The organism is Microbispora hainanensis (assembly GCF_006874475.1).
Classification (GTDB): domain Bacteria; phylum Actinomycetota; class Actinomycetes; order Streptosporangiales; family Streptosporangiaceae; genus Microbispora; species Microbispora hainanensis.
In genome coordinates, this window is the sequence record NZ_VIRM01000002.1 from 122,606 (window position 1) to 146,494 (window position 23,889).

A 23,889-nucleotide genomic window follows, 5' to 3' on the forward strand; every position below is an offset into this window, starting at 1 on the left:
GCATAAATGGGTATTCCTATGGCAATGCCTCGCCGAATGCTTGCCGCGCTTGTGCTCCTGGCGACCCTTGTCGCCTCCTGCGGCACGCTTCCCGGCTCCCCGCCCGACCGGGCGGAGCCGGGAGACGCGGCGTCCCGGGGAACGCCGTGCGAGAGCAACGGCGACGACTTTCCCGGCGACGTCCTACTCGCCCGGTGCCTCACCGAGTGGTTCTGGGCGCAACGATTCCAGGAGAACGACGCGCAATATCGCCCGATCACCCGCTTCGTTGCCTATCAGGGCACCGATGGTCCCGACTGCGGTGGGCAGGCGGCTGTGCCGGAAAACGCCTTCTATTGCCCGATCGGCCATTTCATCGCCTACGACGCGGTCTGGCTCAAGGCGATGTACGACCAGTTGGGCGACGGGGCGGTCTACGTCGTGATCCCGCACGAGCTGGGGCACGCCGTGCAGGCCCAGTTAGTCGGCAACTTCAGCTTCAACGTGCAGCGAGAGCTCCAGGCCGACTGCTACGCGGGCGCCGCGCTGGGCGGCCTCATCCAGGCGGGGGTGCTGAGCGCGGAGCAGGGCGACGAGGAGGAGCTGCTCATCAACCTCCAGGCGGCGGGCGACCCCACCGACGTCTGGTGGACTCCGGACGCCCACGGCACTCCGGAGCAGCGCCAGCGGTCGTTCGCCCAGGGCTACACCGAGGGTGTGGTGACCTGCTGACTCCTCACGCCCGGTCGAGTCACGGCCGGTCGAGCTCGGCGAGCTCGTCGGCGGTGAGCGTCAGCTCGGCGGCTCCGGCGGAGTCGCGGACGGACGAGGGACGGCTGGCGCCGGGGATGGGGACGACCCGCGGGGAGCGGGCCAGGTGCCAGGCCAGGCAGACCCGCTGCGGGCTCACGCCACGCCGGCGGGCGATCACGTGGAACGCCGTCCCACCGGCGGGATCGTCACAGTCCAGAGGGCTGTCCAGAGGGTTGCTCAGAGGGCTGTCCAGGGCGCTTCGGGAGATGCCGCCGAGGGGGCTCCAGGGCAGGAAGGCGACGCCGAGCAGGGTGCACAGGCGGAGCTCTGCCTCGCTGTCCCGTACGGCGGGGGAGTAGCGGTTCTGCACCGAGGCCAGACGGCCGCCGAGCTCCCGGTCGGCCTCGCGGATCTGCCGCACGCCGGCGTTCGAGATCCCGGCCATCCGGATCTTGCCTTCGTCGAGCAGGTCGCGGAGCGCGCCGACCGACTCGGCGAAGGGGACGTCCGGGTCGGGCTTGTGGAGCTGGTAGAGCCCGATCGCGTCGGTGCCGAGCCGCTTGAGCGACGCCTCGCAGGCCCGTCTGATGTAGCGCGGGTCGCCGTTCACCGTCCACGAGCCGTCTCCGGGGCGGCCGCGGCCGCCCTTGGTGGCGACGAGGACCCCGCTCACGTCGCCGCCGTAGGAGGCGAGAGCGCGGGCGATCAGCCGTTCGTTGTGGCCGATCTCGCCGGCGTGCCAGTGGTAGGAGTCCGCGGTGTCGATCAGCGTGACGCCCGCGTCGAGGGCGGCGTGGATCGTCGCGATCGCCCTGGCCTCGTCGGGCCGGCCCTCGATGGACAGCGGCATGGCGCCGAGGCCGACGGCGCTCACCGGGACGTCTCCGATCAGGCGGGTGCGCATGTCCGCTCCTCCCCGGCGAGCGCCTCCTGGACGACCGACGGCAGCCAGTCGGCGATGTGCGAGAAGCGGAAGCCGAGCGCCGTGGCCCGGCCGTTGTCCATGGCATAGCCGCGGTCGAAGGAGAACGGCGAGGTGTCCGCGCCGACCGCGTACACGGTCTCGCCGATGGCCGCGCACAGGTGCCGTACGTCCAGGGTGCCGTGCGAGGCGGCGTTGACCGGGCCGGTGAAGTCCGCCCGCGCGGCCCAGGCGAGGAACCGCGCGATCTCCGGCTCGTGGATGAACGACGCCGGCCGGGGATCGTCATGCACGATCACCGGAAGGCCGGCCCGGATCCTGCGGACGTAGTGCGCGAGCCGTCCGGTGAAGTCCGCGCCGCCGAGCACGTGCGCGGTGCGGACGCCGACGAAGCCGAATGCCGCGTCACGCGTGAAGACCGCCTCCGCCTGACGCTTGCCCTCGCCGTAGTTGGCGTCGAGGAACGCCGGGTCGTCCCACGGCAGGTCCGTCGCCACCGGCCAGGCGGCGGGATCGACCGCGTCTTCCGCGTGCGGCGGGCCGTCCAGGTGGGCGTACACCTCGACGGTCGAGGTCATGACGTAACGCGTGGTCCTGCCCGCGAACACCCGCAGCGCGACGGCCGCCTGCACCGGCGTGTAGCAGACCTGGTCGATCACCGCGTCGAAGTGGCGGTCGCCCAGGACGCGGCGCAGGGCGTCCTCGTCGTCGCGGTCGGCCCGCAGGTGCGTCACGCCCTCGGGCGCCGGGGCCGATCCGCGGTTGACGACCGTGACGGCCGTCCCCGCGTCGCGCAGGTTCTCGATCAGCCGCCTGCCGAAGTATCGGCTTCCGCCGATGACGCACATCTCGCTCATGACGATCAGGGTGGCCGCGTATAGTCGTCAGCGGTAGTGGCGATCTTCTTAGCCGGTCGTAAGGAAAACTGTTGATCGATGTGCATCGGCTCGGCGTGCTGCGGGAGGTCGCCCGCCACGGCAGCTTCAACCGGGCGGCCGCGGCCCTGCGGCTCACCCCTTCGGCCGTCTCGCAGCAGATCGCCGCGCTGGAACGCGGCCTCGGCGTCCCCGTGGTGCGGCGCAGCACGCGCGGCGTGGTCCTCACCGAGCCGGGGCGCATGCTCGTCGACACCGCCGAGACCATCGCCGCCGAGCTGACCGACGCCCAGGAGCGCATCGACCGGCTCTCGACCGCACGGGCCAGGTTCACGATCGCGACGTTCGCCAGCGGGGGCCGCCGTCTCCTACCGCCGGCGCTCAGCCGCTTCGTCGCCGAGCATCCGGAGGCCGAGCTGACGATCCTCGAACGCGAACCGGAGGACAGCCTGCCCCTGGTGCGGGAGGGCCGCGCCGACCTGGCCCTCGCCTACCACTTCGACGGACTCCCGCTGATTCGTCCGGACGACCGCTCCGGCATGGCGTGGACCCCGCTGATGGCCGACCCGCTCCGGGTCGTCCTTCCGCGTACGCATCCGCTGGCCGGGCGCGCCCGCCTCCAGTTGGCCGAGCTCGCTGCCGAACGCTGGATCCTCGGATGCCTGAAAACCGTGGACCTCCTTCGCCGCTATGCCGAGCTGGCCGGCTTCGAGCTGCGGATCTCGTGCAGCGCCACCGACTACTTCTTCGCGCAGTCCCTGGTCACCGCGGGCGTGGGCGTCGCGCTCATCCCGGAGATCTCGCTCACGCCGGGCCCGGACGTGGTCGCGATCCCCCTTGAGCCGCCCAGCCCGTCCCGGTTCATCGGCATCGCGACCTCCCGTCGCGACCGCGGCCCCGCCCAGCCGTACGTCGACGCGCTGTGCGAACTCCTGTCGCCGGGTGGTCACGGGTGAGGGAAAGACGGGTGAGGCCGGCGCTGGCGGCAGGTCTCGGGGTGCTCGCCGCGGCGAACGTGCTCAACAACCGGGTCGCCCGGCGGTGGGCGCCCCTGACCTCGTCGGTCGCGACCGGCGCACTGGTGCTGATCGCCCGCAGGGAGGGGATCACCTGGCGGGAGCTGGGCTTCCGCCACGCCCACGCCGGGGCCGTGACCGGGGGCGCGCTCGCCGCCGGCGTCGCGGCCGTCTACGCGGCGGGCGTCGCCCACCCCCGCACCCGCCCGCTCTTCCACGACGAGCGCGCGCTCGCGCTGTCGCGCCGCCGGGTGCTGGAGGAGGCCCTGGTGCAGGTGCCCTTCGGGACCGTGCTGCTGGAGGAGGTGGGCTTCCGCGGCGCGCTGCCCGCCCTGCTCGGCCGCTCGCTCCCGCCCCGCGCGGCCGTCGCCGCCTCGGCCGCGCTGTTCGGACTGTGGCACGTGTTGCCCGCCGTCGACATGGCGGGGGCCAACCCCGCCCTCGGCCGGCTGGCCGCCGGGGAGACGCCGGACGAGGCCGCTCCCCAGACGAAGGCGGGACGGCTCGCGGAGACGGGACGGCTGGTGGCGGGGACGGTGGCCTCCACCGCGGTCGCCGGGCTCGTGTTCCACGGCCTGCGGCACCGCGCCGGGCTGCTCGCGCCCGCGCTGCTCCACCTGGCGACGAACTCCCTCGGCTACGCCGCCGCCCGGGTGGCCCGCCGCCTCGATCAGCCCTCGCGGGGATCGGCCAGGCCGGTCCGGTAGGCGTACGCCACCGCCTGGGCCCGGTCGCGCACCCGGACCTTGGCGAAGAGGTTGTTGATGTGCGTCTTGACCGTGGCCTCGCCGATGAACAGGGTGGCGGCGATCTCGGCGTTCGACAGGCCGCGCGCGATGAGCCGCAGGACCTCCGCCTCGCGCGGAGTCAGCCCGTCGGGCGGCGCCACGGGGGTTCGCGCCGTCCCGGCATCCGTGGTTGTACGGGCTGCGGGCGTCCGGTCCGCGTGCCGGGCCTCGCGCGTGTGGCGCGATGCGAACCGTGACCGGTGCTCCGGTGCGGCGGCGGGGCCGGTCGTCTCGGCGGGCCGCGCGGCGTCGGTCCCGGTGCCGGTGCCGGTGCCGGTCCTGGTGCCGTTGCCGCCGTTCGTATCGGTGCCGCCGCCGGTGACGGTGTTCAGCAGGCGGCGCTGCACACCGGGATCGAGTTGCGCGTCGCCGTTCATCACCGTGGTCACGGCGCGGGCGATCTCCTCGGCGTCGGCGCTCTTGGTGAGGAAGCCGCGCGCCCCGGCGCGCAGCGCGGCGAAGACCGACTCGTCGTCGGTGTAGGTCGTGAGCACGACGACCTGCGTGTCCGGGAACCGGGCGCGGATCCTCCGGGTCGCCTCGACCCCGTCCACGCGGGGCATGCGGAGGTCCATCAGCACCACGTCGGGCCGTTCGTCCGCGACCAGGCGGAGCGCGGCCTCGCCGTCGGACGCCGACCCCACGACCTCGATGTCCGGCAGCAGGCCGAGCAGCAGGACGAGCCCGTCGCGCACCACGGCCTGGTCGTCGACCACGAGCACGCGGGCGGTCATGCCGGCACCCGCAGCCTGACCCGGAAACCGTCCTCGGTCTCGCCGGCCTCCAGGGTGCCGCCCAGGAGCTCGGCGCGTTCGCGCATGCCCACGAGTCCATATCCTCCTCCTGGTGTCCCCGGTTTCTCACTCGGGGGGTTGACGACCTCCAGCTCGCACGTCCGGTCGCCGAAGCTCAGCCGTACGGTGGCGGGGGAGCCCGGAGCGTGCCGCCGCACGTTGGTGACGGCCTCCTGGGCGGTGCGGATCATCGCCAGCTCGGTCTCGGGCGGCAGGCGGCGTTCGTGCCCGCGGACGACGACATCGCACGGCCTGCCGGTCGCGTCGCGGAACTCCTCGGCGAGTGCGTCCAGCGCGGTGGGCAGCGGCTGGGCGTCGTCGCGGAGCGCGGCCACGGCGCTTCGCGCCTCGTCGAGGCCCTTCTTGGCCAGCTCGCGAGCGCGTTCCACCCGGTCGAGGGCCTCCTGCGACCGGTCGGCGCGCAGCAGCAGCCGGGCGCCCTCCAGATGCACGATCTGCGCCGACAGAGAGTGCGCGAGGATGTCGTGGATCTCCCTGGCGATCCGGGCGCGTTCGGCCAGCACGGCCTCGCCCGCCTGCGCGGCGGTCGCGGCCCTGCGCTGTTTGATGGCGTAGGCGACCGCGAAGACCACGAAGACCGAGACGCACAGGCCGAGGTCGCGGTCCTGCGCCTCGGGGGTGATCGGTGGCGGCAGCAGTCCCAGGGCGCTCGATCCCAGGCCCGCCAGAGCCAGCAGCAGGATGGGCAGCGACCACTTCAGCGGGTGCCGTACGGCGGCGGCCCCGACGGAGAACATGAGCACGGCGACGGCCGGGCTGCTGTCGGAGACCATGTCGAGGGCGATGCTCGCCACGAGGGTGAGCGCGATGAGGACGGCCTCCGCCGGACCGGCGTTCCACCGCACCGGCAGGATCGGCCGCAGCCGGATGACGACCATGAGGGTCAGCGTGACGGCGATCGCGGCGGTCAGCGCGGTGATGGCGAGCCGGTCGCCCGTCAGGCCGAATCCCGGCGGGCTGGTCGCCTGCCCGCCGACCAGCAGGGCGATCACGGCCAGCCGCAGGAACGCGCCGGCGATCGCGTTCCTGCGGCTGGATTCCCAAGCGGCCTGGACATATCCGTCACGAGTGGGCACGTCCCGACGTTAGCGGGCGGTCTGGGCACCGGGTACGGCCGCGCCGGGGAGGGCGTTCGCCCGCCGGGCGACGACGAGGAACTGGACACCGAGGGTCACTCCGATGAACAGGAGGATGGAGTTCTGCGACGAGGCGATGCCCAGGAAGGAGGTCAGGGCCATCATCGCGACCCGGACGGCGATGGAGCCCACCCAGGCGACGAGGGTCGGGACGCCGCCCTGCGACCACGCCACGCCCTGCTGGTCGCGCCACACGCGTGTCGTCATGGCCCGCAGCACGCCGAGACCGGCGGCCACGAGGAGTTCCACGACGAGCACGGCGACGCTCAGCGACGTGTGACGAGCGTCGACGAGCCCGCCGCCGCTGACACCGATCAGGACCATCACGACGGGGATGATCACCCCCAGCGGCCTGGCGACGGGCTTCGGCCTCATCTGCCGGTAGATCACGATGGCGACGACGGCGAGGGCGATGAGGATGATCTGCGTGGTTTCCATGCCCACGAAAGTAGGGATGCCGGGCGCGCACCGGATCGGCGCGCGGGTGGAGTGCGGGGGTGGAAAACAGGGTGGAGCCCGGCTGCCCTCCACCCTGGGGTGGAGAACGCGTCCGCCCGGCTCAACCCGCTGAGCCCGGCCCGCCCCGGTCGGCCCGCTCGGCCCCCGGCTCGGAGCGCTCAGCGGGGCTCAGCCTCGGCTCAACCCGCTCGGCTCAACCCGCTCGGCTTCGTCCGGCTCGGGCCGGCCCGCGCTCGGGCCGGACCGCGCTCGGGCCGGCTTGTCGGGCCCGGCTCGGTGCGGCTCAGGCGGTGACCACCCGCTGGAACGCCTCCGCGTACGAGCCCTCGGGGAGGCCCGCGGCGGCGGCGTGACCGGAGAGCATGCCCCTGATCATGCCGTCCAGGTCGGGGATGTGCGAGGTCTGGCTCTCGTGTGCGCGCAGCGCGGCGACCTTGCGATCCACGGTCAGGGTGACGTCGACGTAGTGGTCGGGGGTCATGCCCCCGGTGAGCCACACTTCGCGGACGGTCCAGGCCTCGAGGCCCTCGTCGGCGAGCAGTTCGGGGAAGGCGTAGGGGTTGCGGGCGTCGGGGTAGACGGCGTCGAGGGTGGCGCCGCCGACCGCGCGGTGGTCGGGGTGGCTCGGGCTGATCCGCAGGTAGTTGCGCTCGGGGGTCGAGGTGATGACCAGGTCGGGCCGCACCTGGCGGATCACCCGGGCGATGTCCCGCCGCAGGCCGAGCGTCTGCTCGACCGCGCCGTCCTGGTAGCCGAGGAAGCGCAGGTCGCTCACGCCCACGCACTTGGCCGCGGCCGTCTGCTCCGACCGGCGCAGGGCCGCCATGCCGCCGCTGTCCACCGCACGGTCGAACCCGCCCGCGTCGCCGTCCGTCACCAGGCAGTACACCACCTCGGCCCCCGCCTCGGTCAGCCGGGCGACCGTCCCCGCCGCGCCGAAGTCGATGTCGTCGGGGTGAGCGACGACCATCAGCACCTTCTTGATATCCGCCTCGTCCAGCACGAGCAGCCCCTCCTCATGGTCCGGCACATCACCTTAAACGTGACTTGCCGGGCGAGTGGGCTCCGGATGTCGGTGCGCGGTCATAACCTAAGGAGAGTGTCCACCCGAGCCGCCACTCATCCATTGCTCGACGGCCTCAACCCGCAGCAGCGGGACGCCGTCATCCACCAGGGCAGCCCGCTGCTGATCGTCGCCGGGGCCGGCTCCGGAAAGACCAGGGTGCTGACGCATCGCATCGCCTACCTGCTGGCGGAGCGTGACGTCCAGCCGGGGGAGATCCTCGCGATCACCTTCACCAACAAGGCCGCCCGCGAGATGAAGGAGCGGGTCGACAAGCTCATCGGGCCGCGGTCGAGGGCGATGTGGGTCATGACGTTCCACAGCGCCTGCGTACGGATCCTGCGGCGCGAGGCGAAGCGGCTGGGCTTCTCCTCCAGCTTCTCGATCTACGACCAGGCCGACGCGCAGCGGCTCATGGCGATGGTGTGCCGCGAGCTCGACCTCGACCCCAAGCGTTACCCGCCGCGGTCCTTCTCGGCCCAGGTCAGCAACTTCAAGAACGAGCTGATCGACTACGAGACGGCGGCCGACCGGGCCTCGACGCATCTGGAGCGGACGCTCGCCGAGGCCTACCGCACCTACCAGCGGCGGCTCACCGAGGCCGGCGCGATGGACTTCGACGACCTGATCATGCTGACGGTCACGCTGCTCCAGCTCTTCCCCGACGTGGCCGAGCACTACCGGCGGCGGTTCCGGCACGTGATGGTCGACGAGTATCAGGACACCAACCACGCGCAATACATGCTGATCCGCGAGCTGGTCGGGCGGCCCGAGGTGCGCACCGCCGACGGCGACGTGGTGCGCGAGGGCGTCGAGCCCTCCGAGCTGGTGGTCGTCGGCGACGCCGACCAGTCGATCTACGCCTTCCGCGGCGCGACGATCCGCAACATCCTGGAGTTCGAGCGCGACTATCCGGACGCGCGGACGATCCTGCTGGAGCAGAACTACCGCTCCACGCAGACGATCCTGAACGCCGCCAACGCGGTCATCTCCCGCAATGAGGGCCGCAAGCCGAAGAACCTGTGGTCCGACCAGGGAGCCGGTCCTAAGATCATCGGTTATGCGGCCGACAACGAGCACGACGAGGCCATGTTCGTCGCGCAGGAGGTCGACCGGCTCTGCGACGACCACGGCGTCTCCCCGGGCGACGTGGCGATCTTCTATCGCACGAACGCCGCCTCCCGGGTGTTCGAGGAGATCTTCATCCGCACGGGCCTGCCGTACAAGGTCGTGGGCGGGGTGCGGTTCTACGAGCGCAAGGAGGTCAAGGACCTGCTCGCCTACCTGCGGGTCCTGGCCAACCCCGACGACATGGTGTCGCTGCGGCGCATCCTCAACGTGCCCAAGCGCGGCATCGGCGACCGTGCCGAGGCGATGATCGAGGCATTCGCCAACCGGGAGCGCATCGGCTTCTGGGAGGCGCTCCGCCGGGCCGACGAGGCGCCGGGGGTGGCTACTCGCTCGCTGAACGCGATCCGCGAGTTCGTCGCGATGCTCGACGAGCTGCGCGCCAAGGAGCTTCCGCTGTCGGACCTGGCGGAGGAGGTGCTGCGCGCCACCGGCTACCGGACGGAGCTGGAGACCTCGGGCGACCCGCAGGACGAGAGCCGGCTGGAGAACCTCAACGAGCTGATCGCGGTGGCCGCCGAGTTCGAGGAGGCCAATCCGGATGGCACGCTCGTCGACTTCCTGGAGCAGGTCTCGCTGGTCGCCGACGCCGACCAGATCCCCGGAGGGCCCGGAGGGGTCGTCCCGCCGGGGGAGCGCGCCCCCGACGACCACGGCGGGGTGGTCACGCTGATGACCCTGCACACCGCGAAGGGCCTGGAGTTCCCCGTGGTGTTCCTCACCGGCATGGAAGACGGCGTCTTCCCGCACATGCGCTCGCTGAGCGACCCGAAGGAGCTGGAGGAGGAGCGCAGGCTGGCGTACGTCGGCATCACCCGGGCGAAGCAGCGGCTCTACCTGTCCAGGGCGGCGGTCCGCTCGGCGTGGGGCGCGCCGTCGTTCAACCCCGCCTCGCGCTTCCTGTCCGAGGTGCCGGGCGACCTGATCGAGTGGCGCGGCGACCCGGGCAAGACCGCCTGGTCCGCCGCGACCTCGCGCCCGGCCGCCCGTACGGCTCCCGCCCCGAAGACCGGTGGCCGGCAGATCCCGAACCTGTCGCCCGGCGACCGGGTCACCCACGACACGTTCGGGCTCGGCACCGTGGTGGCGGTGGACGGGCAGGCCGAGAAGACGCGAGTGAAGATCGACTTCGGCAGCGAGGGCGAGAAGACCCTGCTGCTCGCCTACGCCCCGATCGACAAGCTCTGACCGGAGCCCGGAGCCCGGAGCTCGGAGCCCGGAGCCCTCGCCCCACGGCGGGGTCGCGCGGACCGGCCGTGGGGCGCGGGCCTACCTGTGACTCCGTGTCAGGGGCTCCGGGTGGCTGACGCCCGTTGTCAGGGGCGGCCGCTCGATGCCGCGCGGTAGTGCAGGTCCTGCACGTACGGCGTCGTGGTGATGGTGAAGGGAGACGTCGCCGTGGCCACGACCGTGGAGGCCCGGGAGACCGAGGCCGAGGCGGTGCCCGCCTTCAGCGGGACCGTCTTGGCGTAGACCCCGGCGGGCGCGTCGTAGGTCTGCCGGGTGCCGCCGACGTCCACGGTGACCTTGGCGGCCCCGGTCAGCATGGTCAGCACCTCGACCGTGTCCCGCGCCTGCGTGCTGCCCGAGCGGAGCTTCATGAGCTTCGTCTCGCCATAGGAGGGGATGGCCGCGACCGGGTGCACCCGGTGCGTCAGGTACGCCACGTCCTTCGTGACCGCGGGGCAGCCGAGCTTGTAGCAGGTCAGGTAGTAGGCGCTGATGTCGAGGTAGGTCCATCCGGCGTTCCTCGACGGGGCGAACTGGGTGTTCTCCGAATAGTCGTTCCAGGTGACGAGCTGCACCCAGTCGGCCTTGCCGTCGATCGCGCCCTGCCAGGTGGCCCGGAGGTTCTCGGTGTTGGCGGCCTCGTCGTAGATGCCCTGGTTGGGCCGCTCGTCCTGGACGGACACCGGCTGCATCCAGATCTTGCCCATGCCGTGCGCGCGGTCGATGTTGGTCGTCAAAGCGCTGTTGGCCGCAGGGCTGCGCCCGCCCCAGTTGGCGAAGCCGTAGCTGATCGAGCTGAAGGCGTCGCGATACTTGTTGAAGTCGAGGAAGCAGGGGACGAGAGCCACCTTGATGCCGTGCCGGGTCTCCATGGTCGTCATCCAGTCCGCCCACCAGGCGGCCGTACGCCCCTCCGCCTTGAAGGGCGCGACGACCAGCCGGTTGTCGCCGAGCCGGTAGACCGACGTCGAGGCCGCCAGCGTCGCCACGGCGTCCGCCAGTGCCGCGCTGTCGGCCGAGGCGAGGCCGTTCATGTCGGGCATGAGCACGATTTTGAAGCCGGGGTCGACGGACTCGGCGGCCTGGATGAGCTTCTGGATCCGGGTCCAGTGGGTGCCCGTCAGCGACAGGATGTCGACGGTGAACCCGTCCAGCCCGGCCGCGATGGCCTGCCTCACCTCTGTCGCGAAGTCGGCCAGCGCCCAGTCGCCGGTGAGCGGGTCGCGCCCGAGGGGCCGGTCGCGCAGCAGCCCGCCGTACGCGGAGTGCTTGCCGCTTTCGCCGTCCGGATTCAGGTAGTTCCTCGTGTAGTAGTCCTCGGCCGGGGCCTTGTTGTCGAGGGAGACCGGATAGGGCGTGAAGTAGTGGGCGAACACCTTCTTGCCCGACGCCCGGAGCTGAGACGTCGTGGGGATGGTGAACGGCAGCGGCCCCGCCGTGCCCTCGGTGTAGCCGACCGTCAAGGTGGGCGCCACGGCCGTGCCCGCCCGTGAGGAGTGCAGGACCGTCGTGGTCGCCGAGGTGCCGGTCAGCGCGAAGGCGTAGGTGCCGTTGCCCTTGACCACCGAGGAGACGTCCAGCGTGGCGGTCCCGCCCGCGGCGAACCCGGTGTGCGAGCCGATGATTGCGCCCATGGCCGGCCGGTTGTTCCAGGTGGTGCCGGTCTCCGTCCAGGCGCCTGTCACCGGGCGCACCGAGATGGTGGTGTCCGTCGTCCGCGCCGAGGTCACCCCGAGGCTCGCCGTGACGATCGTGGCGCCCGCCGGGAGCCCGCTGACGGTGAACCGGAGGAGGGCGACGCGCTCTCCGGTGGCCGAGCTGCCGCAGGCGCTGCCGCACACGCTCATCCAGACCTCGGTGCCGAAGTTCTTGGTGGGCTCGGCCTCGCTGACGAAGACGTCGTCGGTGGCGGCGACGCTCACCTCGCCGGTGGAGACGGCCCCGGCCATGGCGGTGGTGGTGGCGGCCGTCGCCGTGGCCGAGCCGGTGAGCGCGGTGCCGGTCGCGGACGCGGGTGCGGTCGCGAGCACGGTCGCCCCAAGTGCGGCGACCATCGCCAGCGACGGCAGGAATCTCCTACGAGCCCCGGTTCTCGGGGACGGGCGTTGGGACTGCATGGTCATCAGCCCAGATTGGGACACGATCAATCGGTGTGCACGATCTTCGCCGAAGTCGCCTGACTTGGAACGATGACAATTTCGGCGCGCCTGAAACCGCACCCGATCCCGGGTGCGTCGCCGCCCGCCAAGCACGTGTGGCCCAGGCCGCGCTCGGGCCACGCGCGGGCGGCCGAAGCGGTGTGCGCCCGGCCGGAACGAATGAAGCGGCCGGCCCCGGGTGACGATCACCCGGAGACCGGCCGCCTCTGTTGAGCGCCGTGCGGGGGGCTCGGCCGCGCGGTTCAGTGCCTGATCAGCCGCCCGTCGTTCAGTTGGGCAGGATTACGGTGCCCGACGTCTCCGGCACGTCACCGTCGAGGTCGGACAGCTTGGCGACCTTGCTCTTCGGCGGCGCCTTGACCGTGACCTTCCTGCCCCAGCCGGCGTACGTGCTGTCGGTGGACAGGTTGAAGGTGAAAGACTCGCCTTCGGACTTCATCTTCAGGTCGACGCTGGCCGAGGCGCGGCGGACGAGCTGGTCGGAGCCGATCCACAGCTTCCAGGACACCACGTTCTTGGCGGGGTTGGACCCGATGGCGGCGAGGCTGTCCTTGACGCCCGGGTTGGTCTTCATGAGCTGGCCCAGTGTGATGGTGCCGCGATAGAGCGTGGTCTTCGCGCCGTTGACCCTGCCGCCGGGACCCTTGGCCTTGGTGGTCGCGAGGACCGCCTTGAGGTTGTGCCAGTCGAGGGGGTTCAGCGGGCTCGCCGAGGAGTTCGGCCGCAGACCGGGGAGCCGCAGCCAGGTCTTGCCCTCGGGGAGCAGGCTCGTGTAGACCCCGCCGGAGAAGTAGCCGGTCGAGCCGATGACGATCATGCGGAGAGGCTTCTCCGCGTCCTTCAGGTCCTCGTCCTCGTCCTTCAGCAGCTCGCTGTATTTGGACTTCTGCGTGCTGTCCGAGGCGACGACGCCGGACCGGCCGAAGGCGTAGCTGCCGTTCGAGGTGTATTTGATGGCGGTGACGCCTGCGAGGCTCAGCTTGCCCGTGGAGACGAACCGTACGCCGTGGCCGGAGACGAACTGCTTGCGTAGTGCCGCCACAGGGTCGGCGGCGGGGGCCTGCGCCTGGGTAGAGGTCTGAGCCTGCGCGGGGGCGGCGACGGCGGGCGCCACGAGCGCGGCCGTCGCGGCGCACGCCAGCGCCATGAATGCTCGCTTCAAAGTGATTCCTCCCGTAGGTGCCCTCAAGATCAGGAGGGCAGCTGGGAAATCATTGCGGCTCGTGATCACGAGAGTGTCACGAAAATCAACATTTCCTGTGAGTTTTTCAATTTGTGATGAGATACGCGGCTGGTTGCCTTTCCACCGGGAAAAGGTGGGCGGGTTCCCGCCGAACGCGCGCATGGATCATGTGGATAGCCGACCTGTGGGGGCGTTCCGGGGTCATGCCTCGGGTGGCGGTTACGCTTCGGGCAGCGAGCACCATCTGCGGGAGGTCTTCATGGCAGGCAGGATTCGGGTCGTCATCGCGAAGCCGGGGCTCGACGGGCACGATCGCGGCGTCAAGGTGGTGGCGCGGGCGCTGCGCGACGCGGGCATGGAAGTCATCTACACGGGGCTGCACCAGACGCCGGAGCAGATCGTCCGTACGGCGATCCAGGAGGACGCGGCGGCGATCGGGCTGTCGATCCTGTCCGGCGCCCACATGACGCTGTTCGCCCGGCTCTTCGAGGTCCTGCGGGAAGAGGGCGCCGAGGACATCGTGGTGTTCGGCGGCGGCATCATTCCCGAGGCGGACATCCCCGAACTCACGAAGATGGGAGTCGCCCGGATTTTCACGCCCGGCTCCACCACGCAGGAGATCGTGGAATGGGTCCGTTCGGCGGTTCCAGCCACCGTTTAGGCATTTTGCCCAACCTTGCCGTACTCCAGAGTTGTTGGCAAGGCTCCGGCGGGACCCGACGACGCGGCCACGCTCGTACGGGGACTAGGCTTCATGCGCGGAAACGCCGGGCGGGACGACGGCGCCCGGCCTCGGACATCAAAAGGGACGGACCCTCGTGGACCTGTTCGAACATCAGGCGAAGGAGCTCTTCGCGGAGTACGGCATCCCGGTGCCGCGCGGAATCGTCGCGCACACGCCGGAGGAGGCGCGGGCGGCTGCCGAGCAGCTCACCGGACGCGTTGTCGTCAAGGCCCAGGTCAAGACCGGTGGGCGCGGCAAGGCCGGCGGCGTGAAGGTGGCCGACGACGCCGCCGACGCCCACGCGAAGGCGACGCAGATCCTCGGCATGGACATCAAGGGCCACACGGTCCACAAGGTTCTGATCGAGGAGGCCAGCCAGATCGCGGAGGAGTACTACTTCTCCTTCCTGCTCGACCGCGCCAACCGCACCTTCCTCGCCATCTGCTCCGCCTCGGGCGGCATGGACATCGAGGAGGTCGCGCACACCGCGCCGGAGAAGGTGGCGAAGGTGCCGGTCAGCCCGCTGACGGGCGTCGACCGCGCCAGGGCCCGCGAGATCGCGGTGGCGGGCGGCCTGCCGCAGCAGGCGCTGGACGGCGCCGCCGAGCTGATCGAGAAGCTCTGGGCGGTCTTCGTCGACGAGGACGCCACGCTCGTCGAGGTCAACCCGATGATCCTGTCGGCCGACGGCCAGGTGAAGGCGCTCGACGGCAAGGTCACCCTCGACGACAACGCGAACTTCCGCCAGCCGGAGCACGCGGCGTACGTCGACAAGGCCGCGGAGGACCCGCTGGAGGCCCGGGCCAAGGAGAAGCACCTCAACTACGTCAAGCTCGACGGCAACGTCGGCATCATCGGCAACGGCGCGGGCCTGGTCATGTCCACGCTCGACGTCGTGGCGTACGCGGGTGAGGAGTTCCCCGGCCAGCCCAAGCCGGCCAACTTCCTCGACATCGGCGGCGGCGCCTCGGCCGAGGTCATGGCGAACGGCCTGGAGATCATCCTGTCCGACCCGTCGGTGAAGTCGGTCTTCGTGAACGTCTTCGGCGGCATCACCGCCTGCGACGCCGTCGCCAACGGCATCGTCTCGGCCTTCCAGCTCCTGCAGAGCCGGGGCGAGGAAGTGACCCACCCGCTGGTCGTCCGCCTGGACGGCAACAACGCCGCCCTGGGGCGGCAGATCCTGGCCGACGCCGCGCTTCCGCGGGTCGAGCTGGTCGACACGATGGACGAAGCGGCCAAGCGCGCCGCCGAGCTCGCTGCGGTAGGTGCGTAATGGCTATCTGGCTCACCGAGAACAGCAAGATCATCGTTCAGGGCATGACCGGTGGTGAGGGCACCAAGCACACCCGCCGCATGCTCGCCGCCGGCGTCAAGGTCGTGGGCGGCGTGAACGCCCGCAAGGCCGGCGTCACGCACGAGGGCCTGCCGGTCTTCGGCACGGTCAAGGAGGCCATGGAGCAGACGGGCGCCGACGTGTCGGTCGTCTTCGTGCCCCCGGCCCACACCAAGGCCGCGGTCCGCGAGGCCATCGACGCCGAGATCCCGCTGTGCGTGGTCATCACCGAGGGCGTGCCGGTCCACGACACCACCGAGTTCTGGGCGTACGCCGTCTCCAAGGGCAACAAGACCCGCATCATCGGCCCGAACTGCCCCGGCATCGCCTCGCCCGGCGCGTCGAACGCCGGCATCATCCCGGCCGACATCACCACCAAGGGCCGCGTCGGCCTGGTCTCGAAGTCGGGCACGCTGACCTACCAGCTCATGTACGAGCTGCGCGACATCGGCTTCTCCACCTGTGTCGGCATCGGCGGCGACCCGGTCATCGGCACGACGCACATCGACGCCCTCCAGGCGTTCCAGGACGACCCGGAGACCGACGCGATCGTGATGATCGGCGAGATCGGCGGCGACGCCGAGGAGCGCGCGGCTGCCTACATCAACGAGCACGTGACCAAGCCGGTCGTCGCCTACGTCGCCGGGTTCACCGCGCCCGAGGGCAAGACCATGGGCCACGCGGGCGCGATCGTGTCCGGCTCCGCCGGCACCGCCCAGGCCAAGAAGGAGGCCCTGGAGAAGGTCGGCGTCCGCGTCGGCCGTACGCCGAGTGAGACCGCCCGCCTCATGCGCGAGATCATGTCCAGCCGCTGATCGCGTACATCCGGCTGTCGTCCGCGACCTTGCGCTCCCACCGCCGCGGTGGTGTGAGCGCAAGGTCGCGGTCGTTTCCGGGGGGCGCGGCCGGAGCGCGTGCCGATGCGTCCGGGATTGCGTACTCCCCGGCGTGGCGACGTGGAGCAAGGCCGCCGGGCTGGGATGATGCGGTAACGTGACGGGTCTTCTCGATCAATTCAGGACCGCTCCCCGCGCCGTGCTCGGCCGCATGGGGGCCGGGGACGACGAGGAGACCCGCCGGCCGCTCCCCGTCTCGGGCATGCTGGCCGCGGTCGGGACGCTCGGCGTCGGCCTGGCCGTGCTCACCACGCTCACCCTCATCGGCTGGATGGCCGCGCCCCGCGGGCCGTTCGGCGAGGGCCTGCCCGGCGTCTTCCGTACGGCCTGCCAGCTCTGGCTCGCCGCCCACCACGCCGGTTTCGCGATCCCCGGCGGCCGGGTGGGCCTGCTGCCCATCGGCCTGATGATCCTGCCGGGGGTGCTGCTCTATCGGGCCGGCCTGTGGATGGCGCGCGACGCCGACCTGCGGGTGCGGATGCCCGCCCGGCTGCCCAAGGGCACGCCGCGCGACCTCGAGAACGCCCGGCGTCGCGCCCAGCTCGCGCTCATCGCCCAGGCCGGCATCTCGCTGGCCGCGCCGTACGCGCTGCTCGCCGGGGTGATCGCCCTCGTCTCCGGCAACGAGATCATGGAGCCGTTCCTCGGAGAGGCGCTGGTCAGCCACCTGCTCCTGGCCTTCGTCACCGGCTCGGTGGCCACCGCCCGCACGATCGGGCCGTGGCGGTCGATGCTGCGCCTGCTGCCCGAGCGGCCGCGCTCGCTCGTGGCCGGCACGGCCGTCGCGACCGCGCTGATGCTCGTGGCCGGGGCCGTGCTGGTGCTCGCGGCCGTGGTGGTCAACTTCGCCCGGATCCAGCAGATGTCGGAGGTGCTCAGCCCCGGAGTGGTCGGCGGCCTGCTGCTCCTGCTCCTGGAGGTCCTCTACTTCTTCAACGCCGTCATCTGGGGCATGGCCTACATCTCCGGGCCCGGGTTCGCGGTGGGCGCCGGGACGCTGGTCGCGCCCACCGGGGTCAAGCTGAGCGCGGTGCCCATGCTGCCGCTGCTGGGCGCCCTGCCGTCGTCCGGCGCCGCGCCCACCTGGGTCATGGGCGTGATCGCGGTGCCGTTCGCGGCCGGGGCGGTCGCCGGCGTGGTGACGGCCCGCGTCGCGCCGACCCCCTCGATCGAGGCCGCGCCGCTGTGGGGGTTCGTCTGCGGGATCACCTCCGGGCTCGTCGCGGGAACGCTCGCCGCGCTGTCGGGCGGCCCGCTCGGCGGGGCGGGCCTGGCCGCGGTGGGGCCGTCACCCTGGGAGGTGGCGCTGTCGGTCACGCTGGAGGTCGGCGTGGCCGCCGGCATCTCGGCCGGCATCGCCAACTGGTGGCTGATCTCCCGGCGGCCCGCCACGCCGCCCGAGCCGGTGCGGAAGGCCGGCGCCGTGATCGCCAAGGCGGCCGGGCGGGTGCGGCCCGCGCGCGGCGCCCACCTGCCGGGCCACTGGCTGGACGCCACCGAGGCGGACACCCAGCCGATCCCGGTCATCAGGGACGACTGGACCGACGAGCACGCCGCGGCGGCGGCGGAGACCTTCGACGCCATGGACGCGCGGCGGGCCGGGGCCGCCTCCGAGGTCCCCGAGAAGCCGCGCAGGCCGGCCGCGAAGCGCCGCGACCCGAGCCCCCCGCCTGCGCCGCGCAAGGACATCGTGGACGAGACCGACGATCGCGGGGGTCACGTCATCTACGTCGATCCCTACGCCTGGGACCGCGACTGATCCGCCCGATCTGTCTGATCCGCCCGCTCTGCCCGATCCGTGCGCTCCGGCTCGGCGATGGCCGAGGCGAGCCGGTTCCGCAGGTCCGTCAGGCGGGCGATCTCGGCGTCCAGCGCGGCGATCCGGCGTTGCACGACCCCGCTGCTGCCGCCGCTCCCGTTGCCGTTGCCGTCGCCGGTGCCGGAGCAGCCGGGGCTGCCGTACGGCGGGAGCGTGTCGCCCTCCAGCAGGTGCAGGCGGTCGGCGCAGCGGGCGACGTCCTCGATGGTCAGGCCGAGAGCGAGCAGCTGCCGCACGAGCCGGATGCGGGCGATGTCCCTCGGGCCGTACTCCCGCTGGCCCGACGAGGTCCGCGGGGGCGGCAGGAGCAGGCCGCGCTGCTCGTACAGGCGTAGGGCGCGTGGCGTGGTCCCGGCCGCCGCCGCGGCGTCGCCGATCCGCATGAGACCTCCCGGCTGTTGTCACATCTCGATGACGACCGTCCCCACGTGCCGTCCTTCGAACAACTCGCGCAACGCCAGCGGCGCGCGTTCGATGCCCGAGATCCGCGTGTGCGGGAAGGTGACGGCGCCCGCGCGCAGCCAGGCGCCGAAGCGCTCCGTCCACTCCGCGTGGACCTCGCCGTCGACGCCGGTGAGGCCGCGGACGGTGATGTTCCTGGCGATGAGCTGGAAGGCGTCCAGCTCCACCGGGGCCGTCGTGCCGCCGGACGCGGGCGAGAGCTGGGTGGCCAGGGTGCCGACCACGACGAGGCGGGCGCCCGGCCGCGCCGCGGCCACCGCGGCCTGAAGCTGCTCGCCGCCGACGGTGTCGACGACCACGTCGACGCCGTCGGGCGCGGCCTCGGCCAGCCGCCCGCCGATCGGGCCGCCGTCGCGGAGCACCACCGCGTCGTAGCCGAGCTCGGCGGTCATGCGCCCGGCCTTGGCCGGGGATCCGGTGGTGCCGATCACGCGCCCCGCGCCCAGCAGCCGGGCGATCTGGCCGGCGAGCGACCCGACGCCTCCGGCACCCCCGGTGACGAGCACCGTCTCGCCTGCGCGCAGGCGGGCGATCCGGGTCAGGGCGGCGTACGCGGTCGCGCCGGACGCGAGGTGCGCGGCCGGGTCGGGCAGGGCGTCGCCCAGCGGCGGGGCGGCGGGAACCGCGGCGTACTCACGCCAGCCCTGGAAATGCGGGATCAGGTCGCCCGGCCGTAGATCCCCGTCCGGCGGGGCCGCGACGACCTCGCCGACGGCCGGGCCGAACAGCGTGTCTCCGGGGCGGAGGGCGGGGAAGGGCGTGCCGGGCACGCCTCCGGCGATGAGTGTGCGCAGCGAGGGGAAGACCTGGAACCACCGGTTGCGCACCAGCACCTCACCGGTCCCCGGCACGGGCAGGGGGACCTCGGCGACGGTCAGATGCTCGGGGCCGGGAAGACCGGACGGAACGTCGGCGAGCCGGATCTCCCGCGCGGTGCCGGGCAGGGGCGCGGTGCCGGGCAGGGTGCCGGGCAGGGTGCCGGGCAGGGCGCGGGGCAGAGTCGGGGGCATGGGAACTCCCACGGTGTCGGGAAAGGGACCGCTCGCACGGCCAGGGCCGCACGAGCCCCGCGACGCTAACCCCTGACCCGCGCGTCAAGGGCAAGACCGGCGAGCCGTACGCGACGCCGCGTACGGCTCGCCCGCTGTGGTGCCGTCAGGCGGAAGCCGGGACCACGACGCGCACGGCTCGCCCGTGGTCGTGCCGTCAGGCGGGGGCCGGGACTCCGGATGGCCAGGCCACGCCCATCTTCCGTTCGAACGACCGCATCAGCTGCTCGGAGCAGTCCTGCTGGGCCGCCACCGTGCCCGCGCCCTTGCGGCACTCGTTGTAGGCGTTGAGCTCGTCGGAGAAGTAGAGCTGGAATCCCGTGGTCACGATCCCCAGGACGAACGCGAGCGACGAGAGCACGACGGCCCCGGTCGCCAGTCCGATCCCGCGTCGTTCGCGGCTGAGCAGGCGGAGGTCACGGATCGCGATGACGATCGCGAATATCGACAGCGCCAGCCCGGCGGCCGGCAGCATCAGCGTGAAGACCAGGGCCATGATGGCGAGCGCGAGCGCCCGGCGACCTCCGGTCGCAGGGGTCGGCGTCTGCAGGGGTGTTGTCACGGTCTCCTCGCCTCGCGTTCCGCATAACCCGTCGTAAGTCGTGATGGCCGGCGCCCGATACGCTTTAGCTGCGTCGAGGGACGGCCCTCCACGCTCGACCACTCTCTAAGGAACCATCTCCCGGCAACCACCTGCAAAACGAAGGCACCTCACGAAGGAGTTCCGCTCTGTCCGTCCGGCTTGTCGTCCTCGTCTCGGGTTCGGGGACCAACCTGCAAGCGCTGCTGGACGCGGCGGCCGACGACGGGTTCGGCGCGGCCGTGGTCGCCGTCGGGGCCGACCGAACCGGTATCGAGGGGCTGGCCCGGGCCGAGCGCGCCGGCGTCCCCACGTTCGTCGACAGGGTGGGCGACCATCCGGCCCGGGAGGAGTGGGACGAGAGTCTGGCCGGGCGCATCGCCGAGCACAAGCCCGACCTGGTGGTCTCCGCCGGTTTCATGAAGATCCTCGGCCCTCGTGTGCTGGGCGCGTTTCCGGTCGTCAACACCCATCCGGCGCTGCTGCCCGCCTTTCCCGGTGCGCACGCCGTGCGCGACGCCCTCGCGTACGGCGTCCGCGTCACCGGGTGCACGGTCCACCTCGTGGACGCGGGCGTGGACACGGGCCCGGTGATCGCCCAGGAGGCGGTGCCCGTGCGGGAGGGGGACGACGAGGAGTCGCTGCACGAGCGCATCAAGACCGTCGAGCGGCGCCTTCTCGTCGAGACCGTGGGCCGCATGGCCCGCGAAGGCTGGACCCTGACCGGGCGGACCGTGCGCCTGGGGACGGGACGAGTCGCAGGACAGGCCGCAGACGGCCCGACACCAGGAAGGATCACGAAGTGACCCGCATCGCCATCCGCCGTGCGCTGATCACCGTTTACGACAAGACGGGTCTGGAAGACCTGGCGCGGGGGCTTGAGGCCGCGGGCGTGGAGATCGTGTCGACCGGCGGCACCGCCGCCGCGATCGCCTCCTACGGCGTGCCGGTCACCAAGGTGGAGTCGCTCACCGGATTCCCCGAGTGCCTGGACGGACGGGTCAAGACCCTCCACCCGCGGGTGCACGCCGGGCTGCTCGCCGACGGCGCCAACCCCTCCCACGTCAAGCAGCTGGAGGAGCTGGAGATCGAGCCGTTCCAGCTCGCGGTGGTGAACCTCTATCCGTTCGCCGCCACGGTCGCCTCCGGCGCCTCCGACGCCGAGTGCGTCGAGCAGATCGACATCGGCGGGCCCGCGATGATCCGCGCCGCCGCCAAGAACCACGGCACTGTGGCCGTGGTCGTCGACCCCGCGGCGTACGGGCAGGTGCTCGCCGCGGTCGCCGAGGGCGGCTTCACGCTGACCGAGCGCAGGAGGCTGGCCGCCACGGCGTACGCGCACACCGCCGCCTACGACGTCGCGGTCGCGTCCTGGTTCGCCAACGTGTACGCCCCCGAGGGCGACTGGCCGTCCTTCATGGGCGCGGCGTGGAAGCGCAAGACCGCCCTGCGGTACGGCGAGAACCCGCACCAGGCAGCGGCCCTCTACACCGGCGAGAAGGGCGGCCTGGCCAACGCCGAGCAGCTCCACGGCAAGGAGATGTCCTACAACAACTACGTGGACGCCGACGCCGCCTGGCGGGCCGCCTGGGACTTCGCCGAGCCGTGCGTGGCCATCATCAAGCACGCCAACCCCTGCGGCATCGCCGTGGGCGCCGACGTCGTCGAGGCGCACCGCAAGGCGCACGAGTGCGACCCGGTCTCCGCGTACGGCGGGGTCATCGCGGTCAACCGCCAGGTGACCCGCGAGCTGGCCGAGCAGATCGCGCCGATCTTCACCGAGGTGGTGGTCGCGCCGTCGTTCGCGGCGGACGCGCTCGACGTGCTCAGGGAGAAGAAGAACATCCGCCTGCTCGCCTGCCCCGAGGGCCCGTCGAACGCCGCGGAGTTCCGCCGCATCGACGGCGGCCTGCTCGTGCAGACGGTCGACCGGGTGGACGCGCCCGGCGACGACCCGTCCACGTGGGAGCTGAAGACCGGAGAGCCGGCCTCGCCCGAGGTGCTGGCCGATCTGGCCTTCGCGTGGCGGGCCTGCCGTTCGGTGAAGTCCAACGCGATCCTGCTCGCGTCCGGCGGTGCGACCGTCGGCGTCGGCATGGGCCAGGTCAACCGGGTCGACTCGGCCCGGCTGGCGGTCTCCCGGGCCGGCGAGCGCGCGGCCGGGTCGGTCGGCGCCTCCGACGCGTACTTCCCCTTCCCCGACGGCCTGCAGGTGCTGACGGAGGCCGGGGTGAAGGCGATCGTCGAGCCGGGCGGCTCGATCCGCGACGAGCTGGTCATCGAGGCGGCCAAGGAGGCGGGCATCACGCTCTACTTCACCGGGACGCGGCACTTCTTCCACTGAACGAGAAGGCCGACCTATCGGCATGGATAGGCGACTGTTGGGATGGATGGGGTGAAAACGGCACGATCACCCCTTTGGGGCGGTTAGCCTGAAACGCCCACCCCATCCTCCCCACGGAGTCTCTCCATGCCCCTTGATACGATCATGAGCTCCTTCGCGACGATGAGCGGCGTGTGGAACAGCCCGATCGCGCTGCTGCCCGTCGCCGCGCTGGCCGCCTACTTCGGCTGGCGGATCGTGGAGTTCATCCCCTTCACCCGCCGGATCATCGAGCGGCGCGAGGGGGGACGGTAACGCACCTGGAAGGACGGGAAGTGCCATGACCGCGCGGCTTCTGGACGGCAAGGCGACCGCCGCCAAGATCAAGGGTGAACTGGCGGAACGGGTGAAGGCCCTGGCGAACCGGGGTGTCACCCCCGGCCTGGGCACGATCCTCGTCGGAGACGATCCGGGCAGCCAGATCTACGTCGCGGGCAAGCACCGCGACTGCGCCGAGGTCGGCATCACCTCCATCCGCAAGGACCTGCCGGAAAGCGCCACCCAGGCGGACGTGGAGGCGGCGGTCGACGAGCTGAACGCCGACCCGGCCTGCACGGGCTACATCATCCAGCTGCCGCTGCCGCGCCACCTGGACACCCAGGCGCTCATCGAGCGCATGGACCCGGCCAAGGACGCCGACGGCCTCCACCCGGTCAACCTGGGCAGGCTCGTCCACATGGTCGACGCCCCGCTGCCCTGCACCCCGCGCGGCATCGTGGTCCTCCTCCAGGAGTACGGCGTGCCGCTCAAGGGCGCCGAGGTCGTCGTGGTCGGCCGGGGCATCACCGTGGGCCGTCCGCTGGGCCTGCTGCTCACCCGCCGTACGGAGAACGCCACCGTCACGTTGTGCCACACCGGCACCCAGGACCTGGCGTCCCACGTGCGCCGGGCGGACATCGTGGTCGCCGCGGCCGGAGTGCCCCACCTCATCACCGCCGACATGGTCAGGCCCGGCGCGGCCGTGCTCGACGTGGGCGTCTCCCGGGTCGACGGCAAGCTCACCGGTGACGTGGCTCCCGACGTGCGTGAGGTCGCGGGCTTCGTCGCCCCCAACCCCGGCGGGGTGGGGCCGATGACCCGGGCCATGCTGCTGGCCAACGTCGTCGAGGCCGCCGAGCGCGCCTGATCCGCCAG

At 71.9% G+C, this 23,889-nt stretch carries 23 protein-coding genes; 12 read left to right on the forward strand and 11 right to left on the reverse strand.

Annotation, left to right across the window (positions count from 1 at the left end):
* Positions 1 to 36: 36 nt before the first annotated feature.
* Positions 37 to 711, forward strand: a complete 675-nt coding sequence (locus FLX08_RS02105; protein WP_244312215.1) for a neutral zinc metallopeptidase — start codon at positions 37 to 39, stop codon at positions 709 to 711.
* 19 nt (positions 712 to 730) lie between these two features.
* Here the strand turns inward: FLX08_RS02105 and FLX08_RS02110 are convergent, their stop codons facing one another.
* Together FLX08_RS02110 and FLX08_RS02115 are read right to left on the reverse strand one after the other, a co-directional pair.
* Positions 731 to 1,636 (reverse strand): aldo/keto reductase, encoded by a 906-nt coding sequence (locus tag FLX08_RS02110; protein ID WP_142616467.1) that lies wholly within the window; start codon positions 1,634 to 1,636, stop codon positions 731 to 733.
* Complete coding sequence (locus tag FLX08_RS02115; RefSeq protein ID WP_142616468.1) at positions 1,621 to 2,511, reverse strand: NAD-dependent epimerase/dehydratase family protein; 891 nt, start codon at positions 2,509 to 2,511, stop codon at positions 1,621 to 1,623. Before FLX08_RS02115 ends, FLX08_RS02110 begins: the two co-directional genes overlap by 16 nt.
* A gap of 80 nt (positions 2,512 to 2,591) precedes the next feature.
* Between FLX08_RS02115 and FLX08_RS02120 the strand changes: the two genes are divergently transcribed.
* Positions 2,592 to 3,485: a LysR family transcriptional regulator gene (locus FLX08_RS02120; RefSeq protein ID WP_244312282.1), complete on the forward strand. Its 894-nt coding sequence runs from the start codon at positions 2,592 to 2,594 to the stop codon at positions 3,483 to 3,485.
* A gap of 11 nt (positions 3,486 to 3,496) precedes the next feature.
* A complete protein-coding gene (locus tag FLX08_RS02125) occupies positions 3,497 to 4,252 on the forward strand; it encodes a CPBP family glutamic-type intramembrane protease (protein WP_244312219.1) in 756 nt (251 codons plus the stop codon).
* Here the strand turns inward: FLX08_RS02125 and FLX08_RS42835 are convergent.
* The 4 genes from FLX08_RS42835 to FLX08_RS02145 form a co-directional block, all read right to left on the reverse strand.
* Complete coding sequence (locus FLX08_RS42835) at positions 4,216 to 5,067, reverse strand: response regulator transcription factor (protein ID WP_142616470.1); 852 nt, start codon at positions 5,065 to 5,067, stop codon at positions 4,216 to 4,218. The two genes, FLX08_RS02125 and FLX08_RS42835, sit on opposite strands and share 37 nt — an antisense overlap.
* Positions 5,064 to 6,224 (reverse strand): sensor histidine kinase, encoded by a 1,161-nt coding sequence (locus tag FLX08_RS02135; RefSeq protein ID WP_142616471.1) that lies wholly within the window; start codon positions 6,222 to 6,224, stop codon positions 5,064 to 5,066. The genes FLX08_RS42835 and FLX08_RS02135 overlap by 4 nt, the downstream gene beginning before the upstream one ends.
* Positions 6,225 to 6,233: 9 nt before the next feature.
* Positions 6,234 to 6,722 carry a hypothetical protein gene (locus FLX08_RS02140; RefSeq protein ID WP_142616472.1) on the reverse strand — a complete coding sequence of 163 codons (489 nt, stop codon included), beginning with the start codon at positions 6,720 to 6,722 and terminating at the stop codon, positions 6,234 to 6,236.
* Between the two features lie 304 nt (positions 6,723 to 7,026).
* Positions 7,027 to 7,746 (reverse strand): PIG-L deacetylase family protein, encoded by a 720-nt coding sequence (locus FLX08_RS02145; RefSeq protein WP_208761236.1) that lies wholly within the window; start codon positions 7,744 to 7,746, stop codon positions 7,027 to 7,029.
* 66 nt (positions 7,747 to 7,812) lie between these two features.
* Between FLX08_RS02145 and pcrA the strand changes: the two genes are divergently transcribed.
* Entirely contained in the window at positions 7,813 to 10,122 is a 2,310-nt protein-coding gene (pcrA, locus tag FLX08_RS02150) for a DNA helicase PcrA (RefSeq protein ID WP_142616473.1), read from the forward strand.
* Between the two features lie 128 nt (positions 10,123 to 10,250).
* On the opposite strand, the gene FLX08_RS02155 is transcribed toward pcrA, so the two are convergent.
* Positions 10,251 to 12,287, reverse strand: coding sequence for a glycoside hydrolase family 71 protein (locus tag FLX08_RS02155; RefSeq protein WP_244312235.1), 2,037 nt, complete (start codon positions 12,285 to 12,287; stop codon positions 10,251 to 10,253).
* Between the two features lie 304 nt (positions 12,288 to 12,591).
* Positions 12,592 to 13,485 (reverse strand): hypothetical protein, encoded by an 894-nt coding sequence (locus FLX08_RS02160; protein WP_142616474.1) that lies wholly within the window; start codon positions 13,483 to 13,485, stop codon positions 12,592 to 12,594.
* Between the two features lie 280 nt (positions 13,486 to 13,765).
* Between FLX08_RS02160 and icmB the strand changes: the two genes are divergently transcribed.
* From icmB to FLX08_RS02180, 4 genes are all read left to right on the forward strand, one after another.
* The gene (gene icmB / locus FLX08_RS02165; protein WP_142616475.1) at positions 13,766 to 14,167 is read left to right on the forward strand and encodes a coenzyme B12-dependent isobutyryl CoA mutase small subunit; all 402 of its coding nucleotides are present in this window, start codon (positions 13,766 to 13,768) and stop codon (positions 14,165 to 14,167) included.
* A gap of 157 nt (positions 14,168 to 14,324) precedes the next feature.
* On the forward strand, positions 14,325 to 15,506 hold the full coding sequence (gene sucC, locus FLX08_RS02170) for an ADP-forming succinate--CoA ligase subunit beta (protein ID WP_142616476.1): 1,182 nt from the start codon (positions 14,325 to 14,327) through the stop codon (positions 15,504 to 15,506).
* Positions 15,506 to 16,381 (forward strand): succinate--CoA ligase subunit alpha, encoded by an 876-nt coding sequence (gene sucD / locus FLX08_RS02175; protein ID WP_142616477.1) that lies wholly within the window; start codon positions 15,506 to 15,508, stop codon positions 16,379 to 16,381. Before sucC ends, sucD begins: the two co-directional genes overlap by 1 nt.
* A 178-nt stretch (positions 16,382 to 16,559) precedes the next feature.
* Positions 16,560 to 18,221 carry a cell division protein PerM gene (locus tag FLX08_RS02180; RefSeq protein ID WP_142616478.1) on the forward strand — a complete coding sequence of 554 codons (1,662 nt, stop codon included), beginning with the start codon at positions 16,560 to 16,562 and terminating at the stop codon, positions 18,219 to 18,221.
* Here FLX08_RS02180 and FLX08_RS02185 read toward each other — a convergent pair.
* The 3 genes from FLX08_RS02185 to FLX08_RS02195 form a co-directional block, all read right to left on the reverse strand.
* Entirely contained in the window at positions 18,200 to 18,664 is a 465-nt protein-coding gene (locus FLX08_RS02185) for a MerR family transcriptional regulator (protein WP_142616479.1), read from the reverse strand. The genes FLX08_RS02180 and FLX08_RS02185 overlap by 22 nt on opposite strands.
* Positions 18,665 to 18,682: 18 nt before the next feature.
* On the reverse strand, positions 18,683 to 19,753 hold the full coding sequence (locus FLX08_RS02190; RefSeq protein WP_142616480.1) for an MDR family NADP-dependent oxidoreductase: 1,071 nt from the start codon (positions 19,751 to 19,753) through the stop codon (positions 18,683 to 18,685).
* Positions 19,754 to 19,949: 196 nt separating this feature from the next.
* On the reverse strand, positions 19,950 to 20,354 hold the full coding sequence (locus FLX08_RS02195) for a hypothetical protein (protein WP_142616481.1): 405 nt from the start codon (positions 20,352 to 20,354) through the stop codon (positions 19,950 to 19,952).
* 167 nt (positions 20,355 to 20,521) lie between these two features.
* On the opposite strand from FLX08_RS02195, the gene purN reads away from it, so the two are divergent.
* The 4 genes from purN to FLX08_RS02210 all read left to right on the forward strand — a co-directional run bounded on the left by purN (position 20,522) and on the right by FLX08_RS02210 (position 23,881).
* On the forward strand, positions 20,522 to 21,178 hold the full coding sequence (purN, locus tag FLX08_RS02200) for a phosphoribosylglycinamide formyltransferase (RefSeq protein WP_142616482.1): 657 nt from the start codon (positions 20,522 to 20,524) through the stop codon (positions 21,176 to 21,178).
* Positions 21,175 to 22,716, forward strand: coding sequence for a bifunctional phosphoribosylaminoimidazolecarboxamide formyltransferase/IMP cyclohydrolase (gene purH, locus FLX08_RS02205; RefSeq protein WP_142616483.1), 1,542 nt, complete (start codon positions 21,175 to 21,177; stop codon positions 22,714 to 22,716). Before purN ends, purH begins: the two co-directional genes overlap by 4 nt.
* A gap of 126 nt (positions 22,717 to 22,842) precedes the next feature.
* Positions 22,843 to 23,010, forward strand: a complete 168-nt coding sequence (locus tag FLX08_RS40340) for a hypothetical protein (RefSeq protein ID WP_167530245.1) — start codon at positions 22,843 to 22,845, stop codon at positions 23,008 to 23,010.
* 25 nt (positions 23,011 to 23,035) lie between these two features.
* The gene (locus FLX08_RS02210; RefSeq protein WP_142616484.1) at positions 23,036 to 23,881 is read left to right on the forward strand and encodes a bifunctional methylenetetrahydrofolate dehydrogenase/methenyltetrahydrofolate cyclohydrolase; all 846 of its coding nucleotides are present in this window, start codon (positions 23,036 to 23,038) and stop codon (positions 23,879 to 23,881) included.
* The last annotated feature ends 8 nt before the right edge of the window (positions 23,882 to 23,889 follow it).